Origin of the sequence: Pyramidobacter sp. C12-8, from assembly GCF_002007215.1 — a bacterium.
Taxonomy (GTDB): Bacteria; Synergistota; Synergistia; order Synergistales; family Dethiosulfovibrionaceae; genus Pyramidobacter.
On the sequence record NZ_MUHX01000001.1, the window covers coordinates 40,180 to 60,710 of the forward strand.

The 20,531-nt window shown below is 57.8% G+C and carries 17 protein-coding genes and 2 tRNA genes; 11 read left to right on the forward strand and 8 right to left on the reverse strand.

The features are described from left to right. Window positions 1-375: 375 nt before the first annotated feature. The 3 genes from B0D78_RS00170 to B0D78_RS00180 all read left to right on the forward strand — a co-directional run bounded on the left by B0D78_RS00170 (window position 376) and on the right by B0D78_RS00180 (window position 3,113). Window positions 376-726, forward strand: a complete 351-nt coding sequence (locus tag B0D78_RS00170; protein ID WP_168169935.1) for a transposase — start codon at window positions 376-378, stop codon at window positions 724-726. Window positions 727-868: 142 nt separating this feature from the next. Further along, on the forward strand, window positions 869-2,224 hold the full coding sequence (locus B0D78_RS00175; protein ID WP_256385741.1) for a sodium:solute symporter family protein: 1,356 nt from the start codon (window positions 869-871) through the stop codon (window positions 2,222-2,224). 19 nt (window positions 2,225-2,243) lie between these two features. Next, the gene (locus B0D78_RS00180) at window positions 2,244-3,113 is read left to right on the forward strand and encodes a nitrilase-related carbon-nitrogen hydrolase (RefSeq protein WP_040550858.1); all 870 of its coding nucleotides are present in this window, start codon (window positions 2,244-2,246) and stop codon (window positions 3,111-3,113) included. 110 nt (window positions 3,114-3,223) lie between these two features. Here the strand turns inward: B0D78_RS00180 and B0D78_RS00185 are convergent, their stop codons facing one another. The 3 genes from B0D78_RS00185 to B0D78_RS00195 all read right to left on the reverse strand — a co-directional run bounded on the left by B0D78_RS00185 (window position 3,224) and on the right by B0D78_RS00195 (window position 4,462). Continuing rightward, complete coding sequence (locus B0D78_RS00185; RefSeq protein WP_009165143.1) at window positions 3,224-4,108, reverse strand: YitT family protein; 885 nt, start codon at window positions 4,106-4,108, stop codon at window positions 3,224-3,226. A gap of 194 nt (window positions 4,109-4,302) precedes the next feature. Beyond that, window positions 4,303-4,377, reverse strand: a tRNA-Gly gene (locus B0D78_RS00190). A gap of 8 nt (window positions 4,378-4,385) precedes the next feature. Beyond that, window positions 4,386-4,462: transfer RNA gene (locus B0D78_RS00195), tRNA-Asp, on the reverse strand. Between the two features lie 177 nt (window positions 4,463-4,639). Between B0D78_RS00195 and B0D78_RS12505 the strand changes: the two genes are divergently transcribed. From B0D78_RS12505 to B0D78_RS00230, 8 genes are all read left to right on the forward strand, one after another. Beyond that, window positions 4,640-4,831: a hypothetical protein gene (locus B0D78_RS12505; RefSeq protein WP_143521656.1), complete on the forward strand. Its 192-nt coding sequence runs from the start codon at window positions 4,640-4,642 to the stop codon at window positions 4,829-4,831. Between the two features lie 62 nt (window positions 4,832-4,893). After that, window positions 4,894-5,748, forward strand: coding sequence for a hypothetical protein (locus B0D78_RS00200; RefSeq protein WP_078014974.1), 855 nt, complete (start codon window positions 4,894-4,896; stop codon window positions 5,746-5,748). Window position 5,749: 1 nt separating this feature from the next. Next, a complete protein-coding gene (locus B0D78_RS00205) occupies window positions 5,750-6,874 on the forward strand; it encodes a PucR family transcriptional regulator (RefSeq protein ID WP_078014975.1) in 1,125 nt (374 codons plus the stop codon). Between the two features lie 235 nt (window positions 6,875-7,109). Beyond that, on the forward strand, window positions 7,110-8,741 hold the full coding sequence (locus tag B0D78_RS00210) for an OPT/YSL family transporter (RefSeq protein ID WP_078014976.1): 1,632 nt from the start codon (window positions 7,110-7,112) through the stop codon (window positions 8,739-8,741). 79 nt (window positions 8,742-8,820) lie between these two features. Then, window positions 8,821-9,471 (forward strand): aspartate/glutamate racemase family protein, encoded by a 651-nt coding sequence (locus tag B0D78_RS00215; protein ID WP_078014977.1) that lies wholly within the window; start codon window positions 8,821-8,823, stop codon window positions 9,469-9,471. 13 nt (window positions 9,472-9,484) lie between these two features. Next, window positions 9,485-10,564: a DUF917 domain-containing protein gene (locus B0D78_RS00220; protein WP_078014978.1), complete on the forward strand. Its 1,080-nt coding sequence runs from the start codon at window positions 9,485-9,487 to the stop codon at window positions 10,562-10,564. A 68-nt stretch (window positions 10,565-10,632) separates the two neighbouring features. Further along, window positions 10,633-11,595, forward strand: coding sequence for a DUF1177 domain-containing protein (locus B0D78_RS00225; protein WP_009164585.1), 963 nt, complete (start codon window positions 10,633-10,635; stop codon window positions 11,593-11,595). 11 nt (window positions 11,596-11,606) lie between these two features. Continuing rightward, window positions 11,607-12,281, forward strand: a complete 675-nt coding sequence (locus B0D78_RS00230) for an AroM family protein (protein WP_078014979.1) — start codon at window positions 11,607-11,609, stop codon at window positions 12,279-12,281. Between the two features lie 308 nt (window positions 12,282-12,589). Here the strand turns inward: B0D78_RS00230 and B0D78_RS00235 are convergent, their stop codons facing one another. The 5 genes from B0D78_RS00235 to B0D78_RS00255 form a co-directional block, all read right to left on the reverse strand. Beyond that, window positions 12,590-14,074 carry an efflux transporter outer membrane subunit gene (locus B0D78_RS00235; protein ID WP_078014980.1) on the reverse strand — a complete coding sequence of 495 codons (1,485 nt, stop codon included), beginning with the start codon at window positions 14,072-14,074 and terminating at the stop codon, window positions 12,590-12,592. 10 nt (window positions 14,075-14,084) lie between these two features. After that, window positions 14,085-17,225: an efflux RND transporter permease subunit gene (locus tag B0D78_RS00240; protein ID WP_078014981.1), complete on the reverse strand. Its 3,141-nt coding sequence runs from the start codon at window positions 17,223-17,225 to the stop codon at window positions 14,085-14,087. A gap of 7 nt (window positions 17,226-17,232) precedes the next feature. After that, complete coding sequence (locus B0D78_RS00245) at window positions 17,233-18,342, reverse strand: efflux RND transporter periplasmic adaptor subunit (protein ID WP_168169936.1); 1,110 nt, start codon at window positions 18,340-18,342, stop codon at window positions 17,233-17,235. Between the two features lie 258 nt (window positions 18,343-18,600). Next, on the reverse strand, window positions 18,601-19,008 hold the full coding sequence (locus B0D78_RS00250; RefSeq protein WP_199674776.1) for a MarR family winged helix-turn-helix transcriptional regulator: 408 nt from the start codon (window positions 19,006-19,008) through the stop codon (window positions 18,601-18,603). 306 nt (window positions 19,009-19,314) lie between these two features. Further along, on the reverse strand, window positions 19,315-20,226 hold the full coding sequence (locus B0D78_RS00255) for a LysR family transcriptional regulator (RefSeq protein WP_078014984.1): 912 nt from the start codon (window positions 20,224-20,226) through the stop codon (window positions 19,315-19,317). Window positions 20,227-20,531 lie beyond the last annotated feature (305 nt).

The following is a 20,531-nucleotide window of genomic DNA, read 5'->3' on the forward strand; positions in this document are numbered from 1 at the left end:
GAATAGCAATAGCGCTCCGAGGGAGATCCACAAAGCGAATTGCACGGACTGCGCAGCCGGCGAGACAGGCCCGAGCGACTGGACTCCCTTGGAGTGCTTCAGGACTGTCGTTAAACTATTCTATTAAGAATCAGTATTAGAATCCATGCTCGCTCTGATTACTGGTATGAGAATAACTGACCTTTCTCCATCGTACATGCCCCTATTATGGCCAGCACGGAGATATCCTCCCTTGTCATTGAACCGGAGCGTTCTAGACGTGTTAACCACTTTATGAATCTCGGCATCGATCCTTTCCACACCGTCAAATGAGCCATGGGCACCCTGGATTAGGTTAAGCACGAGACATGAAGCGCAGCTTACGCCGAGACTCTGTTGGCTGCACAGACTCATCCCAGAGATAAGGAATGCCTGACGAATGGCGATACGAAAGCTTGGCTTGTTGCGGCGACAAGAGGACGGGCGGAGAAAATCGAAAATGTAGCCTACACTCTTGACAAGGCACCAGAACATCAGCTGGAAAAGCAGCAGATCTGGATCGCCACAATTGCTGAGAATAGCAGCCATCTCTGTCGCGCATACCGTATGAAAGAAACGCTTCGACGGCTTCTAAAAATCGAAGACACCAACGAGGTAGAAGCAGATCTGAAAAGGTGGCTTTTGTGGACGGGCTACAGCAAAAATCCGGCTTTCAAAAACCTGTATCAGAAGGTCAAGTGCCACTAAAAATATATAGTCTTTATTATTTTAGGGGCTAGAACAGCTGCTTTGGCATGACCGGATGTTCATAATATAATTTAGGAGGCGTTAATATGAAATCTGTGGTTATTGTTTTTGCGATTCTTGCTACGCTTCTATTAACCTATGGATTGAGCATGCTGATGACAAGAAAGGCAGAAAAAAGAGTGTTAGTGTAGATGATTGGGAAGTCGGCGGCCGCGAGCTTCCTCTGTATGTCGTTGTAGGTACACAATTTGCTACAGCAATGGGAGGTGGAATTCTAGTCGGACAAGTTGGCAATGGATTCAGTAACGGATATTCAGTGATGCTTTACGGCATTCTGTGCCAGTTGTCTTTTGTTATTCTTATGTTCGTCGCTAAATGGTTGCGCGAACATAAGTTTGCGACTGTTCCTGAAATTTTACTGCACTATTCAGGTCCTAGCAAAACTGTGAGGATTCTGGCTGGCTTGATGACTATCGTTGTTCCATTTGGCTGGTGCTGTTCAAATTTAACAGCATTTGCAAAATTATATACGACAATTACAGGTATCCCCTTAAATATCTTGATTTGCGCTATGGCTGTCCTGTGTGTATTTTTTGTATTGCCTAGCGGACTTAAAACAGTAGCATGGACGGATTTTGTCTTTGGTTGTCTGATGTTTATCATCGGTACAACGATAGCAATTGCAACAGCGAGAATGGCTGGCGGCATGTCACATGTGATGAGGACAGTTCCTCAGGATATTGTACAGTTCCCGAGCTCATTATTCAGTGTCGGTTTATCTACGAGTATTTTATGGATTTTTTCACTCACTCCTGGTGGACTGACAAATCAGATGTATTATCAGCGTATCCTTGCTTGTAAAGAAACGAACAAGGTTATTAAAAGTCTAGCTATTTCTGCTTTCTGTGCACTGTTAGCCTATGTTTGGGCTATTGTCGTTGGACTGAGTGTTCGTTCCATGAACCCTGGACTTGAACGGGAAATGGCAACGGGATGGTTGATGAACGAATTACCTCTATGGGCGGTTGCGGTCTTTTCTGGATTGGTTGTATGCACGATTCTTTCCACAATCAGTTCTGGTATCCAATCGGTAGTTGTTAATTTGAATCGTGATATTTACCGTGTGCTGAATCCTCGAGTCTCGGAGAAATCCGCTGTACAGATAAACCGCGTTCTCTCTGTGATCGTGCTGGCGGCAGCGGCTTTGATTGCTATGTATTTTCCCCAGGTACTCAACCTCCTCGTGTTGACCTATTCGTATTCGGCTGCCGGGCTTGTTTGCCCGATCTTCCTCGGCTATATGCTACGCCGTAAGGGAATTATCACAAAGAATGGGCTCATCGCCGGCATGATCCTTGGTGTTGGAGTCTGTGCCTATTCTATGCACTTTAAGTCGGTCATTCCTTATGTGATCTGGGGTTGCCTTGCTTCTGGCGTGGCGATGATTGTTTTCAGTAAATTGGACAAGAAGAATCCCGCTTATCTGGAAGAAAAATAAGAGCGGGGGGATGATAATTATGAACGGTCAGTCGCCAGCAAGAATAGCTTGTGTACAGATGGATGTTGTACAGGGAAATGTGGGACAGAATCTTGATACCGCCCAGCGAATGATCGAGCAAGCCTGTCAAAATGGGGCCAATCTGCTTGTTCTGCCTGAAATGTATAATACCGGTTGCGTGTTTGACAGGCGTTCCGACGTGTTTGCGCTTGCGGAAGCGGTGCCGAATGGAAGAAGCTCTCGGATGCTGGAGAATATAGCTCGTAAACATGGCATTTATATTGTCGCCTCATTGGTGGAGAAGGAAGAAAACGATCTCTTTAATACTGCAATATTAGTGGGACCTGACGGTTTTGTAGGCAAATATCGCAAGCTTCATCCCTGCGAAGATGAAGTCTATTGGGTTGAACCGGGAAATCTCGGTCTGCCAGTGTTTCATACGCGTATAGGTCGCATTGGTGTAATTATTTGTCTTGATGCATATTACCCAGAGACGTTTCGCATACTTGCATTGCAGGGCGCAGACATTGTCTGTGTCCCATCCAACTGGAGTGACGTCAAGGAAACACGCGCTTTACCGGATCCTTATTGGACAATGGCTCCTGTACTGTGCATGGCGAATGCTCTCTCCAACCACATCATTGTTGCTGGCACGAACCGCGTGGGACAAACAGGAAAGATGAAATTCCCCGGACAGAGTATTATTGTCGGACCATGGGGAAATCCAATTGCGGGGCCCGGGCTCATGAAAGAAGGAGTTATCTACGCTGACGTTGATCTGTGTGACAGTAGGCGCAAATATTTCCATCCGACAAACAGCCGTCTCGCGAACCGTCGGATTGACGTGTACAGTTATGACCTAGGTTATCGTCCTGAAAAATATATGTAGCGGAAGCATCGTTGATTAACAAAATATTATTCAAGGAGACCTCGAATAACTCTTTTTATCGGACGACATAAAGCATTCATCAGTTTTATGACACATGCTATTTGGCTCAGTTATTCTTCCCACTTCTGGAATCCCTTGCCCAGCACTTCCGAGGCGACGGAAAGGCGCAGGAAGGCGTTGGGGTCGTGTTCTTTGAGGAACAGCTTCAGCAGGATCTCTTGGCGCGGGGCGAGCAGGGTGATCAGCACGTGACGGGGGGCGGCGTTGAAGCCGCCGCGGGCATCGAAGATCGTCACGCCGCGGTGCAGCGTGTAGACGATGTAGTTGCGCACCAGTTCCGCTTCGCTGGTGATGATCATGGCTTCCTTGCGCGAGGAAAAGGCCCGCAGGTCGCCGTTCATGACCAGCGACGTGATGTAGGACAGCAGCAGTCCGTAGACGACGTTCTCGACCGAGACGACCCAGAAGAACAGCAGGATCACGGCGAAGTTCAGCAGCATCGAAATGTTGCCTAGCTCCACGCCCGTTTTGCGCCGTACCGCGACGCACACGATGTCGATGCCGCCGGTGGAGCCGCCGCCTGAAAACACCGTCGCCAGCGCGATGCCGTGCAGCACGGCCGCGACGACGACCAGTAGCATACGGTCGGCGATGACCGGCGCGGGGAAACGCGCAAAAAATTCCATGCCCAGCGACATCAGGACGGTAGAGTAGAGCGTCCAGTAGAAGAAGCGCTTGGGGAGCATCTTGTAAGCGAAAAGGAAAAGCGCGAAGTTGAACACGGCGTTGCTGAGCCCCAGCGGAATGTCACTGAGGTAGTTGAGGAACAGGCAAACGCCCATGACGCCCGTGTTGGGTAGCATTGCCGGTTTGATGAAGAAAACGGTGCCGACGCAGTAGAGCAGGGTGCCGACAGTGGTGACGAAAAAAGTCCGCAGTTCCTCTTTCAGCGCTTCGGGGGTGACGCGCAGACGCGCTGCGATGTTTTCAAGCATGGATCGATCCGCTCCTTATCATGATGTTCATTTTGCCGCGATCTCGCTTATCATACCTGATAAAACCTTAAAAGAGAATTCCCAGCGTCGGAAAGTCCGGCGAGACGTATAGTTTCCTTACGGAACAAACGGCCGCTCCCGACGAAAAATACGAAAAAGCCCCGCCGTGCAGACGGCAGGGCTTTCATTCTTAATGGAGCGGAAGACGGGATTTGAACCCGCGACCCCAACCTTGGCAAGGTTGTGCTCTACCCCTGAGCTACTTCCGCGTGGAAAATGGCGGGGCTGAAGAGACTCGAACTCTCGACCTTCGGCGTGACAGGCCGACGCTCTAACCGACTGAGCTACAACCCCATCCACGAACGCGACACGTAATATACCAGACTTGGATTCCTTTGTCAAAGGGCAATTTAAAGCTCTGTCTTTTATCAACCGTTCTTCCTGTGACCATAAGCCTGAGTCTTGTAGATTTTGCGATTGGGCCATTTTAAACAGTGAAAGAACAATATATAATGAAAAATGCCACACAGAATGGCGCAGCTCTCAAAGGGGCATGGACTGGGGATGGTCGCCGCGGGTCCCAACGCCGTCGAGCTGAGCGGCGGCGACAGCTACCGGCCCCGCGTGGGAAAGCGCATCTTCCTCATCGACCGCACCGAGTACCTAATCCCCGCCGACGGCGGAACGGTCGAAAAGGGGCGCTTGAGACGGCGGCTGGTGTGATTCGGACTGACCGTCGCTCGTTTTCAGGAAAAAATCCAGTTTTCGAGAACGGAGGGGATCACGTGAAAGTGCAGATTTCATTGACTGTCGAAGCGGGCAAGCGTTTGATCGCCAAAGCGATATCGACGCTGCCCGCCGTTCGGAGGGCGCTGGCGGAGGGGCGGCTGCTCCTTAAGGGCGGCACGACCGTTTCGCTGATTTCCGAAGCGGTCTGCGGCGTTCCGCTGAAGATCTGCGGGCGCATCGACCGCCGCGGCGCCGGTTCCTGCGCCGGAAACTGCGCGGCCCCTCACAGCCTTCTGCTGCATCGGGGCGTTCCTGCGCCGCTGGACGCCGAGCTTTGGTCCTCCGGAAAATTGAGATTTTCGCCGGGCGACGCCTGCGTGATCGGCGCCAACCTCGTGGATCGTCACGGACGCGCGGCGATGCTGGCCGGAAGCCCTTTCGGCGGAGCGCTGCACTTTTTTACGAGCCTTCCCGCCGAAGGCGTGGAGATGATCGTTGCGGCCGGACTCGAAAAATACGCGCCCTGTTCGCTGGACGACGCCGTGGCCGCCGCGTCGCGTCTCGCCCCCGATCTGTCCATGGGCATGGCGGCAGGTCTGATTCCCATCCCCGGCCGCGTAATCAACGAAGCGGAAGCCTGCAAGATCCTCGGCGCCGCGGAAGTGCAGATTGTCGCGCGGGGCGGCATCCAGGGCGCGGAAGGCGGCTGCACGCTGCTGGCGAGCTTTGACGAACGCCCTCAGGGCGAGGCGTTCTTCAACGAAATTCTGGCGTTGTCCGGCACGGTTTTTCAAAAAAGCGCGGGCGACGCAAAGTCGCTGAAAAGCTGTCTTGACACCGCTTGCGGCCCGACCGGCGCGGAGCACCGCGGCTGCTGGTACCGAAGCCGCCGCAGAGAACTTCCGGTCTAGGATGGCCGTCATGTTTACCGTTGCCGACATGCTCGAGCTGCCCGTTTTCGCCGGCCATGAAATCGCTGCGGGCAAAAAAGGGACGGGAAACCGCGTCCGCTTCATCGATTTCATCGAGATCCCCGACCCTTCCGGCTGGTGCCGCCCCGACACGTTCTCCTTCACGACCGGTTACGCCTTCCGCAACAATCCCGAGCAGATCTGCCGCATCATCCGCGTCTTGAGCGCAGGCAGAGCCGCCGGGCTGGGCGTCAAGCTGGGACGTTTCATCAGCGCGATCCCGCCGCAGGCGTTCAGCCTCGCCGACGAGCTGGACTTTCCCCTGGTCATCCTGCCCAAAGGACTGGCTTATGCCGTTGTCTCGCGCACGGTCATGCGCGAGATATTCCGTACTGAACGGAGCTGTCGCGACGACGCCGGCGAGCCTCTCAGCCTTTTTCAGCTGGAGCAGGATCCCGTCGGCCTGCTCGAGTCGCTGAAACGGCAGGGCTGGGAAAGCTCCCGGAGCGTATGGAGCCTGCAATGGGAGAATCTGCCGCCGCAGCGGCCTTCCCTGCCGCCGCCGCGCGCTTTCCAGTACAGCGCCAACAGCTCCCTGCGCATGCTCGTCGCTCAGCTGCCCGGCGAGCGGGCGGATCACTTCGTCGAATTTCTGAAATGCTGCCTGCCGCAGCAGATGGAACGCCAAAGCCTGGGCATCTCCGGCCCCGCGCCGCTGAAAAATATCGTCCAGAGCTTCGCGGAAGCGAGAGCGGCCCTGCAGCTCGGCGCACAGCTCGGCTTCGACGAAGGCGTCTTCGTCTACTCGGAGCTGGAACTTCTGGATCTCCTCAAAAAGAACCGGCCGCCGGCCGAGCTTCAGGAGGCCGCCTCGCGCTGTCTGCGTCCCCTCCTCGACGAAGACGTGAAAAAGCATTCCAGTCTCGCGCAGACCCTTCGCGTCTGGTTCGCCTGCGACGGTTCCTCCGAAAAAGCCGCTCAACGGCTGCACATCCATCGCAACACCCTGCTTTACCGCCACAAGCGGATCATGGAACTTCTCCCCCTGAACCGATACGGCTCAACGCCGTTCCGTCTGGCGCTGTTTTTTCTGTACGCGAAAAACGACGCCGGCGGAGAATCGTAAAAGCTCCCTGAAGGAACGCGTTTTGAAAGGACGCTCCTTCAGGGGGCTTTATTTTTAGAATTGTGCGCCTGCATAATTTGATACTGTATTTTTATGCAAAAATATATTTATTATATTATTTAGCATGATAAAATTCAATAAGATCTCTAAAAACTTTATCGACGGGAGGGTTATGTGCAGGCATTTCTTTTGAGAAGGTCTTACCATTTTCGACGAAGGTCAGGAGGTCAGTCACATGTCAGAAGAGAAAAAAGTTCCGCACGTCAAGGCTTTCGAGGGGCAAACGTTTGTCATCAGCGCGCTGGTTTCCGTCTTTTCGGCGGTCATCTGTATGCAGATCATCTCCCGCATCGGAACGACGCCGAACACATCCGTCATCGGCGCGCTGTTCGCCATGGCGCTTGCCAGGATCCCCTTCGCCAGGCTGAGCCGATTCCGCAGCCTGGACCGACAGAATCTGGTGCAGACGATGGCTTCGGCCGCCGGATTCGGCGCGGCCAATTGCTGCCTGCTTGCCGTCGGGATCCTCTACGTTTTCGGCGATCCTTCCCTGATCGTGCCGATGCTTATCGGATCCGGTATGGCGACGCTGATCGGCATGCATCTCGTTTATTCGCTGTTCGATTCCGAGATGTTCCCCGCCCGGGAATCGTGGGCGCCGGGGATCGCCACCGCGGAAGCGCTGATCGCTGGAGACGAAGGCGGTAAAAAAGGACGTACGCTTTTGAGCGGCATCGTTTTAGGCGCGGCAGGCGCCGGATGCCGGATCAAGCCTTTTCTTTCCGGCGGTCTTCCCATGGCCGGCGTCGGCATCGCGTTTATCGCCAACCCATGGGCCATGTCGGCTCTGGCTGCGGGGCTTTTGATCCGCGGCTATTATCCGAGCCTTGTCCCTTGGCTCAGTTCTCTTGGACTGACGAATCTCCCGGCCGATCTCGGGAAAACGTACATCCCGCACGGTTTTATGATCGGCGCCGGGTTGATCTCGCTGATCCAGGCGCTCGTCATGATCTTCAAAAAATCCGTCCGCGAGTTCTCGTCCGAAAGCGCGCCCACGGTGACTCACGCGGCGGCTAAGAAAGCCATCGCCGCCCATATTGGATATTTCGCCGTGGCGGCTGTCATTTTGGCGGCCATTACCGGGTTCATGACTTCCATGGAGACACCCAAGCTCATTCTCTGGGGTGTCTGGTGCACGTTTTCGTCGATCTCCGCCGCAATCCTGGTCGGGCTGTGCGCCATGTTCTCGGGCTGGTTCCCCGGTTTTGCCGTGACCGTGATTTTCGTCAGCCTCGGCCTGTTCATGAACTTTCCGCCGGCGGCGCTGGCGGTGCTGGCAGGCTTCGTTTCCAGCACGGGCCCATGTTTTGCCGACATGGGATACGATCTGAAGACGGGCTGGGTCATCAGAGGAAGCGGGAAGAATCGCGAGTACGAACTGGACGGACGTCGCCAGCAGATGTTTTCCGAACTCTTCGGCGGCCTGATCGCTGCTGTGGTGGTCGGACTTTTGATGAAGATGCATTTCAATCTCAATCTGCTTCCACCCGTCAGCCGGGTTTTCGCGGCCACGATCCAGGCGGGTTCCGATTATGCGATCCTTCTTGAAATGCTGTGCTGGGCCGTCCCCGGCGCGCTTCTGCAGGTCGCCGGCGGTTCGAAAAAGGCGCTGGGCATTCTCTGCGCCACGGGACTGCTGATCCGCAACCCCATTTACGGCGTCGGCCTGGTGGTCGCCCTGATCCTGCGGGCGCTCTTCATCAAAAACCACGAAGAGGCGATGCAGCTCTACGGCGCGGGTTTCGTGGCCGGCGACGGGCTTTTCGGTTTCTTCAACGCCATCGGGCGTTCCTTCGGTTGGTGGTAAGCGCATTGTATCTTCGACGTGACCGGCAGCGCCATGCTTCCATAAAAACGGCGCTGCCGTGAAAGGGTGTGAAAATTCGATGTCGGAGAAGAAAAAAATCGGTCTAATCCGCGTCCTGACGACGCCGGATCAGGAGTTGCTCCAGCTTCACGGGCGTATGATCGAATCGTGTTTTCCCGGTCTGTCCGTCGAATCGCGGTGCATCGCCGATCAGGACGAAGGGATCCATGACGAGGCAAGTCATGCGAAGGCGCTGCCCAAGGTGCTGGCGCTGGGGCGCGCTTTCGCGGACGAAAACGTCGACGCCGTCTATATCAGCTGCGCCGGCGATCCCGGCGTCGGCATCCTCCAACGGGAGCTCGCCGTCCCGGTCGTCGGCGCCGGCACGGCGACGGCGCACGTGGCCAGCGCCTACGGGGTTTCCGTGGGAGTGTTGGGGATCACGGACGACGTACCGGAAGAGATCGCAAAAATTTTAGGCGGCCGTATCGTCGGTTCTCTGCGCCCGCCGCAGATCCATACGACGCTGGATCTGTTCCGCCCCGACGCGATGGACGCGCTCGCGGAAGCCGGCTGTGCGCTGAAAAGCAAGGGCGCCAAGCTGCTCCTTCTGGCCTGCACCGGTTTGGCGACGATCAACGCCGCTCCGGAGCTGCGTCGCCGCGTCGGCTTGCCGGTGCTGGATCCGCTGCGCTGCGCGGCCACCTGCCTGTGGACGGCCTTGTGTTGAAGGAGGTCTTTGCATGTCTCGATTGAAACTGACTCAGGAACACGTGGAAGCCGCGCTGCTGGGCGGCTGTTTTCTTGGCGGTGGCGGCGGCGGTTCGATGGCCAAGGGGCGCGCGCTCGGCGAAGCGGCTCTTTCCTCCGGTCCGTTGGAACTGGTCTCGCTGGACGAGATCGATCCCGAAGCGGTCGTCGTCACCTGTTCGGCGGTGGGTGCGCCGGCCTCGAAAGAAGCGATGGCCAAGCCCGAAGCGGCCATGCGCGTCATTGAATTGATGGCAAAACTGGACGTGTCGCCTCCGGCCGGACTGATCACCAACGAAAATGGCGGCGGCTCGACGTTCAACGGCTGGCTGCCGGCCGCCATGAGCGGGCTGCCCCTGATCGACGCGCCGTGCAACGGACGCGCGCATCCCACCGGCGTCATGGGATCTATGGCGTTGCACCGCGACAATCGTTACGTTTCGAAGCAGACGGCGGCGGGAGGAAATCCCGAGACGGGGCGCTACCTCGAAGCGGCTTTCAGCGGCCCCATGGAGGCCGTAGCGGCGCTTGTGCGGCAGTGCGCCGTTCAGGCCGGAGGACTGGTTGCGGTGGCCCGTAATCCGGTCAAAGCCCATTATTTGAAAGAACATGCCGCGCCGGGAGCCGTGATGCTGGCCATCGAAACTGGGACGAAAATGCTTGAAGCCCGTTCCCGCGGAGCCGAAGCTGTTGTCCAGGCGGCGGTCGGCTTTCTCGGCGGCCGCGTCGTTACGGCGGGCACGGTGGACGCTATCGACCTGATTACCGAAGGCGGGTTCGACCATGGCGTCGTTTCCGCAGGCGGGTGCGAACTCGCGTTCTGGAACGAATTCATGACGCTGGACCGCGGCGGCGAACGGCTGGGGACCTTCCCCGATCTGATCATGACCACGGACGCAGAAACCGGACTTCCCGTCACCACGGCGGAGCTCGCAAAGGGGCGGCGCGTTTTCGTGACGCTGGTCCCTGCGGACAGGATCCCTCTTGGCGCAGGCATGTTCTGCCGGGAACTTTTGGAACCTATCGAGAAGGTCGTCGGCAGGGACGTGCTGCCCTACGTCACGCTGAAGTAGTGCAGCCGCCGTGTTCGCAATAACCGAAGAGAAAAAAATAGACGTAGAAAATCAAGGAGGTACCGATCATGTCTCTTCTTTATACGATGAACGCGCTTGAACTGCTCGACTCGCCGTCCGTAAGCGGCGAGAGCGTCAAACAAGCGCTGATGGCCGCCGGCGTGCCGGGGGAACAGATCTCCGTCAAAACTGTTCACGGCCCCAAAGGCAGTACCGACTTCGTCAAAACGTGGTTCTACGGCTCCGAAGGCAAACATAACGGCGGCACAGCTCCCACCATCGGTATCGTCGGCCGTCTCGGCGGCATCGGCGCGCGCCCCGAACGGATCGGGCTCGTTTCCGACGGCGACGGCGCCGTGTCGGCCGTGGCCGTCGCCATGAAACTGGGCGACATGGCGAAAAAGGGCGACGCGCTCAAAGGCGACGTGTTCGTCTCCACTCACATCTGCCCCAATTCTCCTACACGCCCTCACGATCCCGTGCCGTTCATGGGTTCTCCCATCAACATGACCATCGCCAACCGCGAAGAAATGGGCGAGGAGCTGGACGCCGTCCTGTCCATCGACACGACGCGCGGCAACCGGATCGTCAACGCCCGCGGCTTTGCCATCTCGCCGACGGTCAAGGAGGGCTGGATCCTGCGCGTCAGCGAAGATTTGCTCGAGATCATGAGCTCCGTCACGGGGGAGCTGCCCAAGGTTTTTCCCCTCAGCATGACCGACATCACGCCCTACGGCAACGGGCTCTATCACCTGAACAGCATCCTCCAGCCCTGCACGGCCACCAAAGCGCCGGTCGTCGGCGTGGCGCTGACGTCGCAGACGACGGTCCCCGGCTGTGCTACGGGAAGCTCGCAACCGATAGACATCGAGGCGGCCGTGCGCTTCGCCATCGAAACGGCGAAAGCGTTCGGCGAGGGCAAGTGCAAGTTTTACAGCGAGGAAGAATTCGATCTGACCCTCAAACGTTACGGGGCCATGAACAAACTTCAAAGCATGGGCGATCTGCCGCCGGCGGATCCTCAGGCGTAAGAGGCCCGGCCATGACTTTGCGCGTAGGGACCGTCACCATTGGGCAGGCGCCAAGAACAGACGTCACGCCTGACCTTATGAAGATCCTCGGGGCGGAAGTGGAACTGATCGAAGCGGGAGCGCTGGACGGCCTGAGTTCCGAACAGATCGCCGCCATGGCGCCGCGCCCGGGCGATTATGTGCTGGTCACGAGAATGGCCGACGGCACGTCCGTGAAAATCTGCGAACGTGCGGTGACGCCGCTGCTGCGCCAAAAGATCGCCGCCCACTTCGCCGCGGGGATCCCCGCCGTCCTGCTGCTCTGCACGGGCGAGTTCCCCGACTTTCCAACCGGCGGGCTGCTGCTGAGGCCGCAGAAAATCCTGTTCAACATGGTTCAGGCCGTCGTGCCGGCCGGCGCGAAACTCGGCGTCTTCATGCCGTCGCCGGATCAGCTGGAACAGTCGTCGCGCCGCTGGTCGCAGATCACCGAGCAAAATCGTTCCATTGGCGCATCGCCCTACGTCCGTCCCGAAGAAACGATCCCCGCCGCGGCGGAAGAACTCGCCCGTTGGGGCGCCGACGCTCTCGTCATGGACTGCATGGGCTACACGCTGGCGATGAAGGAACAGGTTCGCCGAATTACCGGCAAACCCGTGATCCTCGCCCGCTCCATCGCCGCGCGGGTGTTGAGCGAGCTTGTGTAGGCGACGAAGCTGGAGTAGTGTCAGCAGATGCTATTCCAAACACCTATACGAAATGTTCCACGTGGAACATTTCTCGCAAACGCAGTCATTATAATGAGTTAATTTACATGCACTAAAATAAATAATCGTTCCGCCCGTTCCAGTTTCGCGCGAAACCGGAACGGGCGGAACGTCGTTTGACGGCTTTCGTCGGCAAGGGAGCACGTTTTCGGCATGGACTGGGGTTACAGTCAGATACCTGCCGCGGTCCCAAAATATCGCATGGGAAACGCGCGAAATGAAGTTTGCGCTTTGCAAGTGCGAAAAGGCTACCGTCCGTGCTTGACGGCGTCGGAGATCGGCTGAAGTCTTCCCTCCGGGGACAAAGGCGCCCAGCCTCCTCCGAGGGCCTTGTAAAGTCTGATCAGAGCGCCGGTCATGTTGCCGGCGTTTGCCGCCAGTCCGTCCTCCAGAGACAGGAGCGCGCCCTGTGCTCCCAGCACTTCGCTGAAATCGGACAGCCCTTGACGATAGCGGTCTTCGGCAAGTTCAAGCGCGCGCCGGGCTGCTGAACGCCCGGCTTCCAGGGACTGCCGGCGCAAATTTTCCTGCCCGTAGGCCGCAAGGGCGTCGCGCACTTCGGCGGCAGCCTTCAGCACGGTCTTTTCATAGGCGGCCAGCAGCGCCTTTTCACGCGCACCCTGGGCCCGAACGTTGCGGCGCAGGGCTCCCGCGTTGAAGAGCGGCCAACTGAAGATCAGGGGGCCGATCGAAAATCCCTGCGATCCGGGCGAGAAAAGGTTTCCTGAATTCAGTGATTCGAAACCGACGGAACCCGACAGGCGCAGTTGAGGGGCAAGCTCGGCAGCGGCCTTTTTTTTCCGCGCCGCCTGCGCAGCCAGACGACGTTCGGCTATGCGGATATCCGGGCGTTGGCGCAGCGTCTCGGCGGGGATTCCCGTCACAAGAGCGGCCTTCGGTCGGGGGACCGGAGCAGGGGAAGCCAGCGCGTCGTTCAGAGAACCGGGGATCTCTCCGATCAAAATGGAGAGGGCGTTGCTCTTCGCTTCCAGAGCAGACCTCAGCGGCGGAATACCGGCGCGGGTCGACTCCAGGCCGTACCGCGCCTGCTGTTCCGCCAGTCCGTCGCTCAGGCCGGCTGCGCGGCGCGAGGCGACGAGACGAAGCATGTCCTCCTGACGCAGGACATTCCGTTCCATTATGTCGATCCTGGCTTGGAGCGAACGGTAATCGGCATAGTTCAGCGCCACCTCGGCGGCGATCGAGACCCAGACGTTCTGCAGTCCGGCGACCTCGGCTTCCAGGTCGGCGCGTCGCGCCGAAGCGCCCCGGCGCAGCCGGCCGAACAGATCGATCTCCCATGAAGCGTCGAACCCCAAACGGTGTCCGCTGCGTTCTCCCGTTCCTCCCGTGTTGTCGGAAATCCGGCTTCTGTGGGTTTTCCCGCCCAAGCTGACGGTCGGCGAGAGACTGGCCTCGGCAATGCCCAGCGCTGCCCGCGCTTCGTATACCCGCGCCAGCGCGGCGTCCATATCTTTATTATGTTTCAGGGCGCGAACGATCAGTTCCGGCAGAAGCTCATCGTCCAGCGCGTCCCACCATCTGGCCAGAACCGATGCGGAGAGCCGTTCTCCGTTTGCCGAAGAAGCCGTCAAAGGATATCGTTCCGCCAGACGCAGCCAGTCGCCTTCATTTGCCTTTTCCGTCCTCCGCGCGGCGCGTCCCTGCGGACAAACCAGTGCCGTCAGCGCCGCTGTCGCCAGCGCGGCAAGCGCAAATTTTTTCCCGTTCATCGCGTCGGTCTCACCTCGTCTTCTTCGGCGTGACGGCGGGAGCGCCGCCGCTTTTTGCACGTCTTTCGAACAGGACAAACAGCCCGGGGATCAGGAAAACGCCCAATACCGTAGCGATCGCCATCCCGAACACCATGACGCTGCCGACGGCCCTTCGGCTGGCCGACGACGCGCCTGCGGCAAAAAGCATGGGCAGGATGCCGAAGACACAGGTCAGACCCGTCATCAGCACGGCGCGATATCGTTCATGGGCGGCCTGCGAGGCCGCGTCGAGGATCGACAGTCCGTTTCGTTCCCGCAGCGCTTTGGCGAATTCGACGATGAGGATGGCGTTCTTCGAGGCCAGTCCCACGAGCAGAAGGATCCCCAGCTGGGCATAGACGCTCAGCGACAGCTTCATGATCCACACGCCAGCCAGAGCGCCGCCGAAAGCCGTTACCAGCGACAGGAGCACCGACAGGGGCAGCGTCCAACTCTCGTATTGAGCCACCAGGAAAAGATAGCTGAAGAGCAGCGCCAGCAACAGCACGCGGCTCAGTTCGCCGGATTCGCCGGTGCGCTTTTCCTGAAAGCTCATGCCGGACCATTCGTAGCCATAGCCTTCGGGCAGTTCTTTTGCCAGTTCTTCAAGGAGAGCCATCCCCCGCCCGGTGCTGACGCCGGGTTTGAGTCTTACGGTAACGGCGGCTGCGGGATAGAGGTTGTAGCGATCCACTTCGCTCGGCCCCAAGCTTTTTTCCGTCGCCGCCAAAGCGCTCAGGGGCACCTGCCGTCCGGTCCTGCCGCGGACATGGATCCGCGCCATCCCGTCGACGTTCTGCCGAAACGGCGCGTCCGCTCCCAGAAGGACCTTGTTGGTCTGGTTCCCAAGGTTGACGTCGTTCACGTAGTAAGTGCCGAAATAGCACTGGAGCGTCGAAAAAACCGACGAGATCGGTACGTTCAGGTCTTCCGCTTTGGCGCGGTCGACGTTGAGACGCATATGAGGCACGCTGGCGGTGTAAGGACTGTAACTGAACAGCACTTCCGGACACCGGGCGAGACGTCCCTGAAAATCCAGGAGCACCTGATACAGTTCGGCGGGATCGAATCCCCGGCGCGACTGGAGACGGAAGTCAAGTCCTCCGCTCAGACTGACGCCGAGGATGGGCGGCAACGTGAACACCATCACCCGCGCTTCCGCAACCGAAGCGGCGATGCCGCGCAGTTTCGCCATGACGGAGTTCAGATCCTGCCCCTCGCGCGCGTAGCGTTCCGACCAGTCCTCGAGAGTCGCCCAGACAGAGCCCACGCTCTCGTCCGCTCCGAATCCGCCGATGAAATTGTTGCCCGGGAAACCCAGGACCCACTCGATCCCCGGCACGTCTTCCACCCTACGGCACAGCCTTTCGATCAAAGGGACCGTCCGGCTCCTGGTAGCCCCTTCGGGCAGCTGAGCGACGAGAAAAGCGCAGCCCTGATCCTCGTCGGGCAGAAACGACGTGGGGATCTTCCTCCGCATGAACCATCCCGCGCAGCCGATCAGAAGGAACAGCAGCAGCGTTACGGCGGAACGGCGGGCGATCCATACCGATCCCCTCACATAGCTTGAACGGGTTCGTTCCAGCAGACGGTTGAACCATGCGAGCGGGCCTTTCGCCGTCGGTGCGGCGGCGGAAAGCAGGGATGCGCACATCACGGGGCTGAGCGTCAGCGCGACGACCAGCGAAGACAAAACGGCGAGGGCGATGGTGACCGCGAACTGCCGGTAGATGATGCCGGTCATCCCCTTCATGAAAGCCACGGGGACGAAGATAGCCAGGAACACCATCGTTGTGGCGACCATAGGCGTCGTGATATCCTTCATGGCGCGGACCGTTGCCGAGCGGGCATCGGCGCCGTCCCGTTCCATGACGAACTGCACCCGCTCCACCACGAGAATGGCGTCGTCCACCACCGTGCCGATCACCAGGATGAACCCGAACAGCGTCAGGATATTGAGACTGTACCCGAGGGCGGACAGCCCGGCGAGCGCGAACAGCAAGGATACGGGGATGGCCGCCACGGGCACCAGAGTCGTTCTCCAGCTCTGCAGGAACAGGTAACATACGACGACAACCAGCAGACAGGTGAGCCCCAGCGTCGCGAGGATCTCCACGAAAGACGCTCTGACGAAAGCCGTCGCATCGTAGACGATCGCCATTTCCATGTCGTTCGGGAAATCCCGTTCCAGACGGGCTATCTGAGTCCTGATCGCCGCCATGACCTCCAAGGCGTTGGAACCCGGCGACTGGCTGATCTTCAAGCTGGACGAGGGAGCCCCGTTGACAAACCCTTCGAAGCCGTAACTCTCGGCTCCAATCTCGATGCGGGCGATCTGACCGAGAGTGACGCGACTGCCGTCGGAATCCGTACGCACGATCACGTTTCTAAAATCCTCCGCGTCGTTCAGACGTCCTTTCGTTTCGAGGGAATAAGCTATCGGAGTCCCTTCGTTGCCCGGAGCCATCCCCACGGCTCCGATAGCCGCCTGCCGGTTCTGGCTCCGTATCGCCGCTACCACGTCGTCGACGGAAAGTCCCAGGTTGGCGATGCGTTCCGGATTCAGCCAGACTCTGAGACTTCGCCCCGAACCGATGAGGAACGAGTCTCCCACGCCGTCGACGCGATCGATGGCGTCTTTGACGTTGTTTTTCATGTAATCGTTCAGCGCCAGCAGGTCGTGAGTCCCCCCGGGAGAGACTAAACTCAGCTGAGCGATGGGCGACATGAATACCGGCAACGCCGAGAGTCCGCGGGCGACCACTTCGACGGGCAACTGAGGCAAGGCGAGCTGCATTCGATTCTGCACCCGGACCAGCGCCATATCCGGATCGGTGCCGAGCTCGAAAGTCACGCTCATGACGTACGCCCCGGAATCCGAAGCCGACGACGACAGATACATCATACCTTCGACGCCGTTGACGGCTTTTTCCAGCGGCGCTCCTACCGTGTCGGACACGACCTGAGCCGACGCGCCGGGATAAACGGTCGAGACGCGTATCGTCGGCGGCGCGATCTCGGGGTACTGGGCGACGGGAAGCAGAAAGAGCGCCAGCGCTCCGACGACGGACATGAGAAGAGAAAGAACGACAGCGAAACGCGGACGATCGATGAAGAACTTCGAGATCATGACGCCGTCACCGTTCCTCAGGCGGCGCTATTGCCGTTACGGCGCTGCCGTGCCGCACGCGCTGCATCCCTCGGCGCACGATGCGGTCGCCGGGGGCCAGGCCTTCGACGATCTCGGCAAGCCCGTCCACAGTCTGACCGACGACGACGGAACGGCGAGAGACGATCCCGCCGTCGTCGACGAACCAGACGAAATCGCCCTGCCGATCGGAAATGACCGTTTCCTGCGGCACAATCAGCACCGGCCCCGCAGAACGGAGCACCCGGAGCGTCACCAGTTCTCCCGGCACCAATAATCCGTCCGGATTGTCAAAGCGGCAGCGCGCGAGGATAGCCCCTGTTCCGGGATTCATGCGGTTATCGATAAAATCCGGACGTCCCTGGCCGGGAAGTTCCACTCCGCCAGGCAGAACGGCGCGAACTGAGAATGTACCGGCGCCCTTCGCGCCGCCGGCGAAAAACGCCCGGCCGGCGAGATACTCGCGATCGGACAGAGCGAATGAAACGCGTATGGGATCGGTCTGCACCACCCGTGCGAGCGGGGTCGCCGAAGTCACGTAATTGCCGCGGGTAACCAGCGCCGCCCCGATGCGGCCGTCGATCGGCGAACAGATTTTCGTTCGTTCCAGGTCGATCTCGGCCATCCTCAGAGCCGCCGTCGCCCTCCGTACTTTTGCCTGGGCGTCGAGCACGGCGCAACGAGCGTCGTCAAGGGCCGACGCCGTGACCGAGCGTTTATCGGCGGCCTCCATGCGTTTGAGGAGGCGCCGCGCTCTGTCCTTGTCGGCCTGGGCCTGAGCGAGTTCCGCCCTGCGCAGTTCCGCCGCCGCGGAGAAAGAACGCCGATCCAGAGTGAAGAGCAGCTGTCCCTCTTTCACTTCGGCGCCCTCCGGGAATTCGACCTTCTCAATGACAGCCGACACCTGCGGACGAAGTTCGACAGCCTGAACGGCTTCCACGTGCCCGATATACTCTCGGGTCAGCGCCATATCCTTTTCCTTCGCCACGAAGAGCTCCACGGGGACGGGGCGGTTGGGAGACGAAGCCGCTTTCGCCGCAGGCAGGTTCGCCGAAACAATATGGACGAACAGGACGGCGAAAAGGGAAAGCCGCGTCATCCTCTGCCCCCGCAGACAAAAGGATCGCGCCGCGCACAGATATGATCTCCTTGTACAGTTCATCTGAACTTACTCCTTCCTTCAGAACCTTTCGGCGTTTCGCGGGCACCTTCGATCGTGAGACGGAACAAAGTTTTGCCTGCCGAGAAAGTCTCTGTAAAATGGCATGAAAGAGTATAGTAACTATACTCTTTTCCCAAAAAACAATCCCTCTCCGCTCCCCGGAAAGTTTTTCGGAATTTGAAAACTTCCGCTTCTTCATTCCATAAACTTGTCAAGCTTTTCCTCGAGCATACTGAAAAAGCTCCGCAAAAAAGCTTTGTTCGCCTCCGGATAATCCGCAAGGATATCGCTGAACACTTTCTCATATTTCCGATGGAGCTCTTCGTGGCTCAGGTAAGCCGTCTTTCCTTTCGGCGTCAATTTGAGTGTTAGCCGCGACAGATTGGCGGGATCTGTTTCCTTGACGATCATCCCCTTGCGTTGCAACTTCATCAGAGTCTGAGAAACAGCGCCCTTGGTGACGCCCAGCATATCGGCCAGCCCCGTGACATGGATCCCCTCGTTTTCCTTGACCGCCTTCAGCATGTGGATCTCGGCTTCGTAGAGAGGCTGGTCGGTCCCGAAATATCGGGCTTTCTTGTCGATATCCATGGTTTTGCTCACAATCCGCAGAAAAACATAACTGAGTCTTGACTTGTTTTTAAATTTCATGTCCATCATGGCGAAAGTATATAGCCGCTATACACTCATGTCAACCTTTTTTCCGCACTCCGGGCCCCGTATCCCTTACGGCCGAAAAACACTCCTCAACGCCGCGTCTTTTCACATAGCTCATCCTATGCGGAACAATCTGCGCGGACGAAGTTACCGCAGGCAATTCAAACGCTTATTGGTAAGAGTAAACGATCCGCCCCTCTTGATTTCGCACGAAACCAAGAGGGGCGGCGCTTTTCTCCGTCGAGAAGGTTCCTATCGCGCCCGGCTGCCGTAGATGGAGTCCAAGCGGGCCTGAAAGCGGGCGATGAATTTTTTCTCGCGCGGGTTCAACGGATAGGAGATCTGGTGCAGCATGTAAATGCTGGACATGGGGCCGTCGGAGATGCGGCGCATGACGATGTTGGGGATGCTCTGTTCCAGATCGGGATCCATGGGCAGGATGGCGACGTAGTTATGGCGGATGGCGTCCTGCAGGGCGCCGCGGTCGAAGATATTGAGTATCTCGCAGCTGCTGTCGAGTCCGAAAGCGCCAAGCCAGTCATCGCTGTTGAAGGTGTCGTAAGCGACGATAGGGCAGGTTTTGAGCTGAGCGGTGGTGACGGCGCGGAAACGGCTCAGGTAATGGTTCATGGAAACGACGGCTACGGGAGGCACATTGACGGCCAGAGGCGTCATCTTGATATGATACTTCTGCATTTCCAAGTGATAGAGGCTGCGGCGGCTGTCGAGGCAGGAAACGATGGAAAGGCGGTAGGTCTGGTCCATCACGTCGCGAATGGCCTGGCGGATGCTGGTCTCTTTGATGTTGTCCTGTAGAGAGGCTTCGGGGAATTCGTTGCGGAACTGCATGAAGCTGCACATGAGCAGCGACGACCACGTGCCGCAGATGGAGAGGTTCTTCTGGCTGTCGAAAAGAAGGGGAATGCGTCGGATGCGCTCTGCCTCAGAGATGATAAGCTTGGCCGACAGCAGCAGCATTTTGCCTTCGGAGGTGAGCTCTATGCCGGAGTTCTTGCGCCGAAAGACGTTGAATTTCAGCTCCTGTTCCAGCTGCTTGATAGCGGTGCTTAGCGACGGCTGCGCCACGTAAAGGTTTTGGGCGGCCTTGTTGATGGAACCGCACTTGCTGATTTCGATCACGTATTCCAGTTGCTTCAGGTTCATTCTGTCGCCTCCTTTTGCGTTTGATCCGCAACACGCCGCCGGTGAACACGATTTCTCTCATAAAAACAGTTTATCATTTTAATAAGAAGAAAGGGACATATGAATTGGCTGATAGATTATAACGTTTTCAGGATAGATTGTCCGGCACTTTGTCTATTGAGGCGCATCTTTTTTCGATAATATGACGTAAATCTATAAATGACCTTTTTATAAATAATTTTAAGACTGGTGAGCGATATAGGTCATTATTTTTTCAGTATAAGTACAAAAACAAAGACCCGTGATATCGTGAAGACACAGAGAGA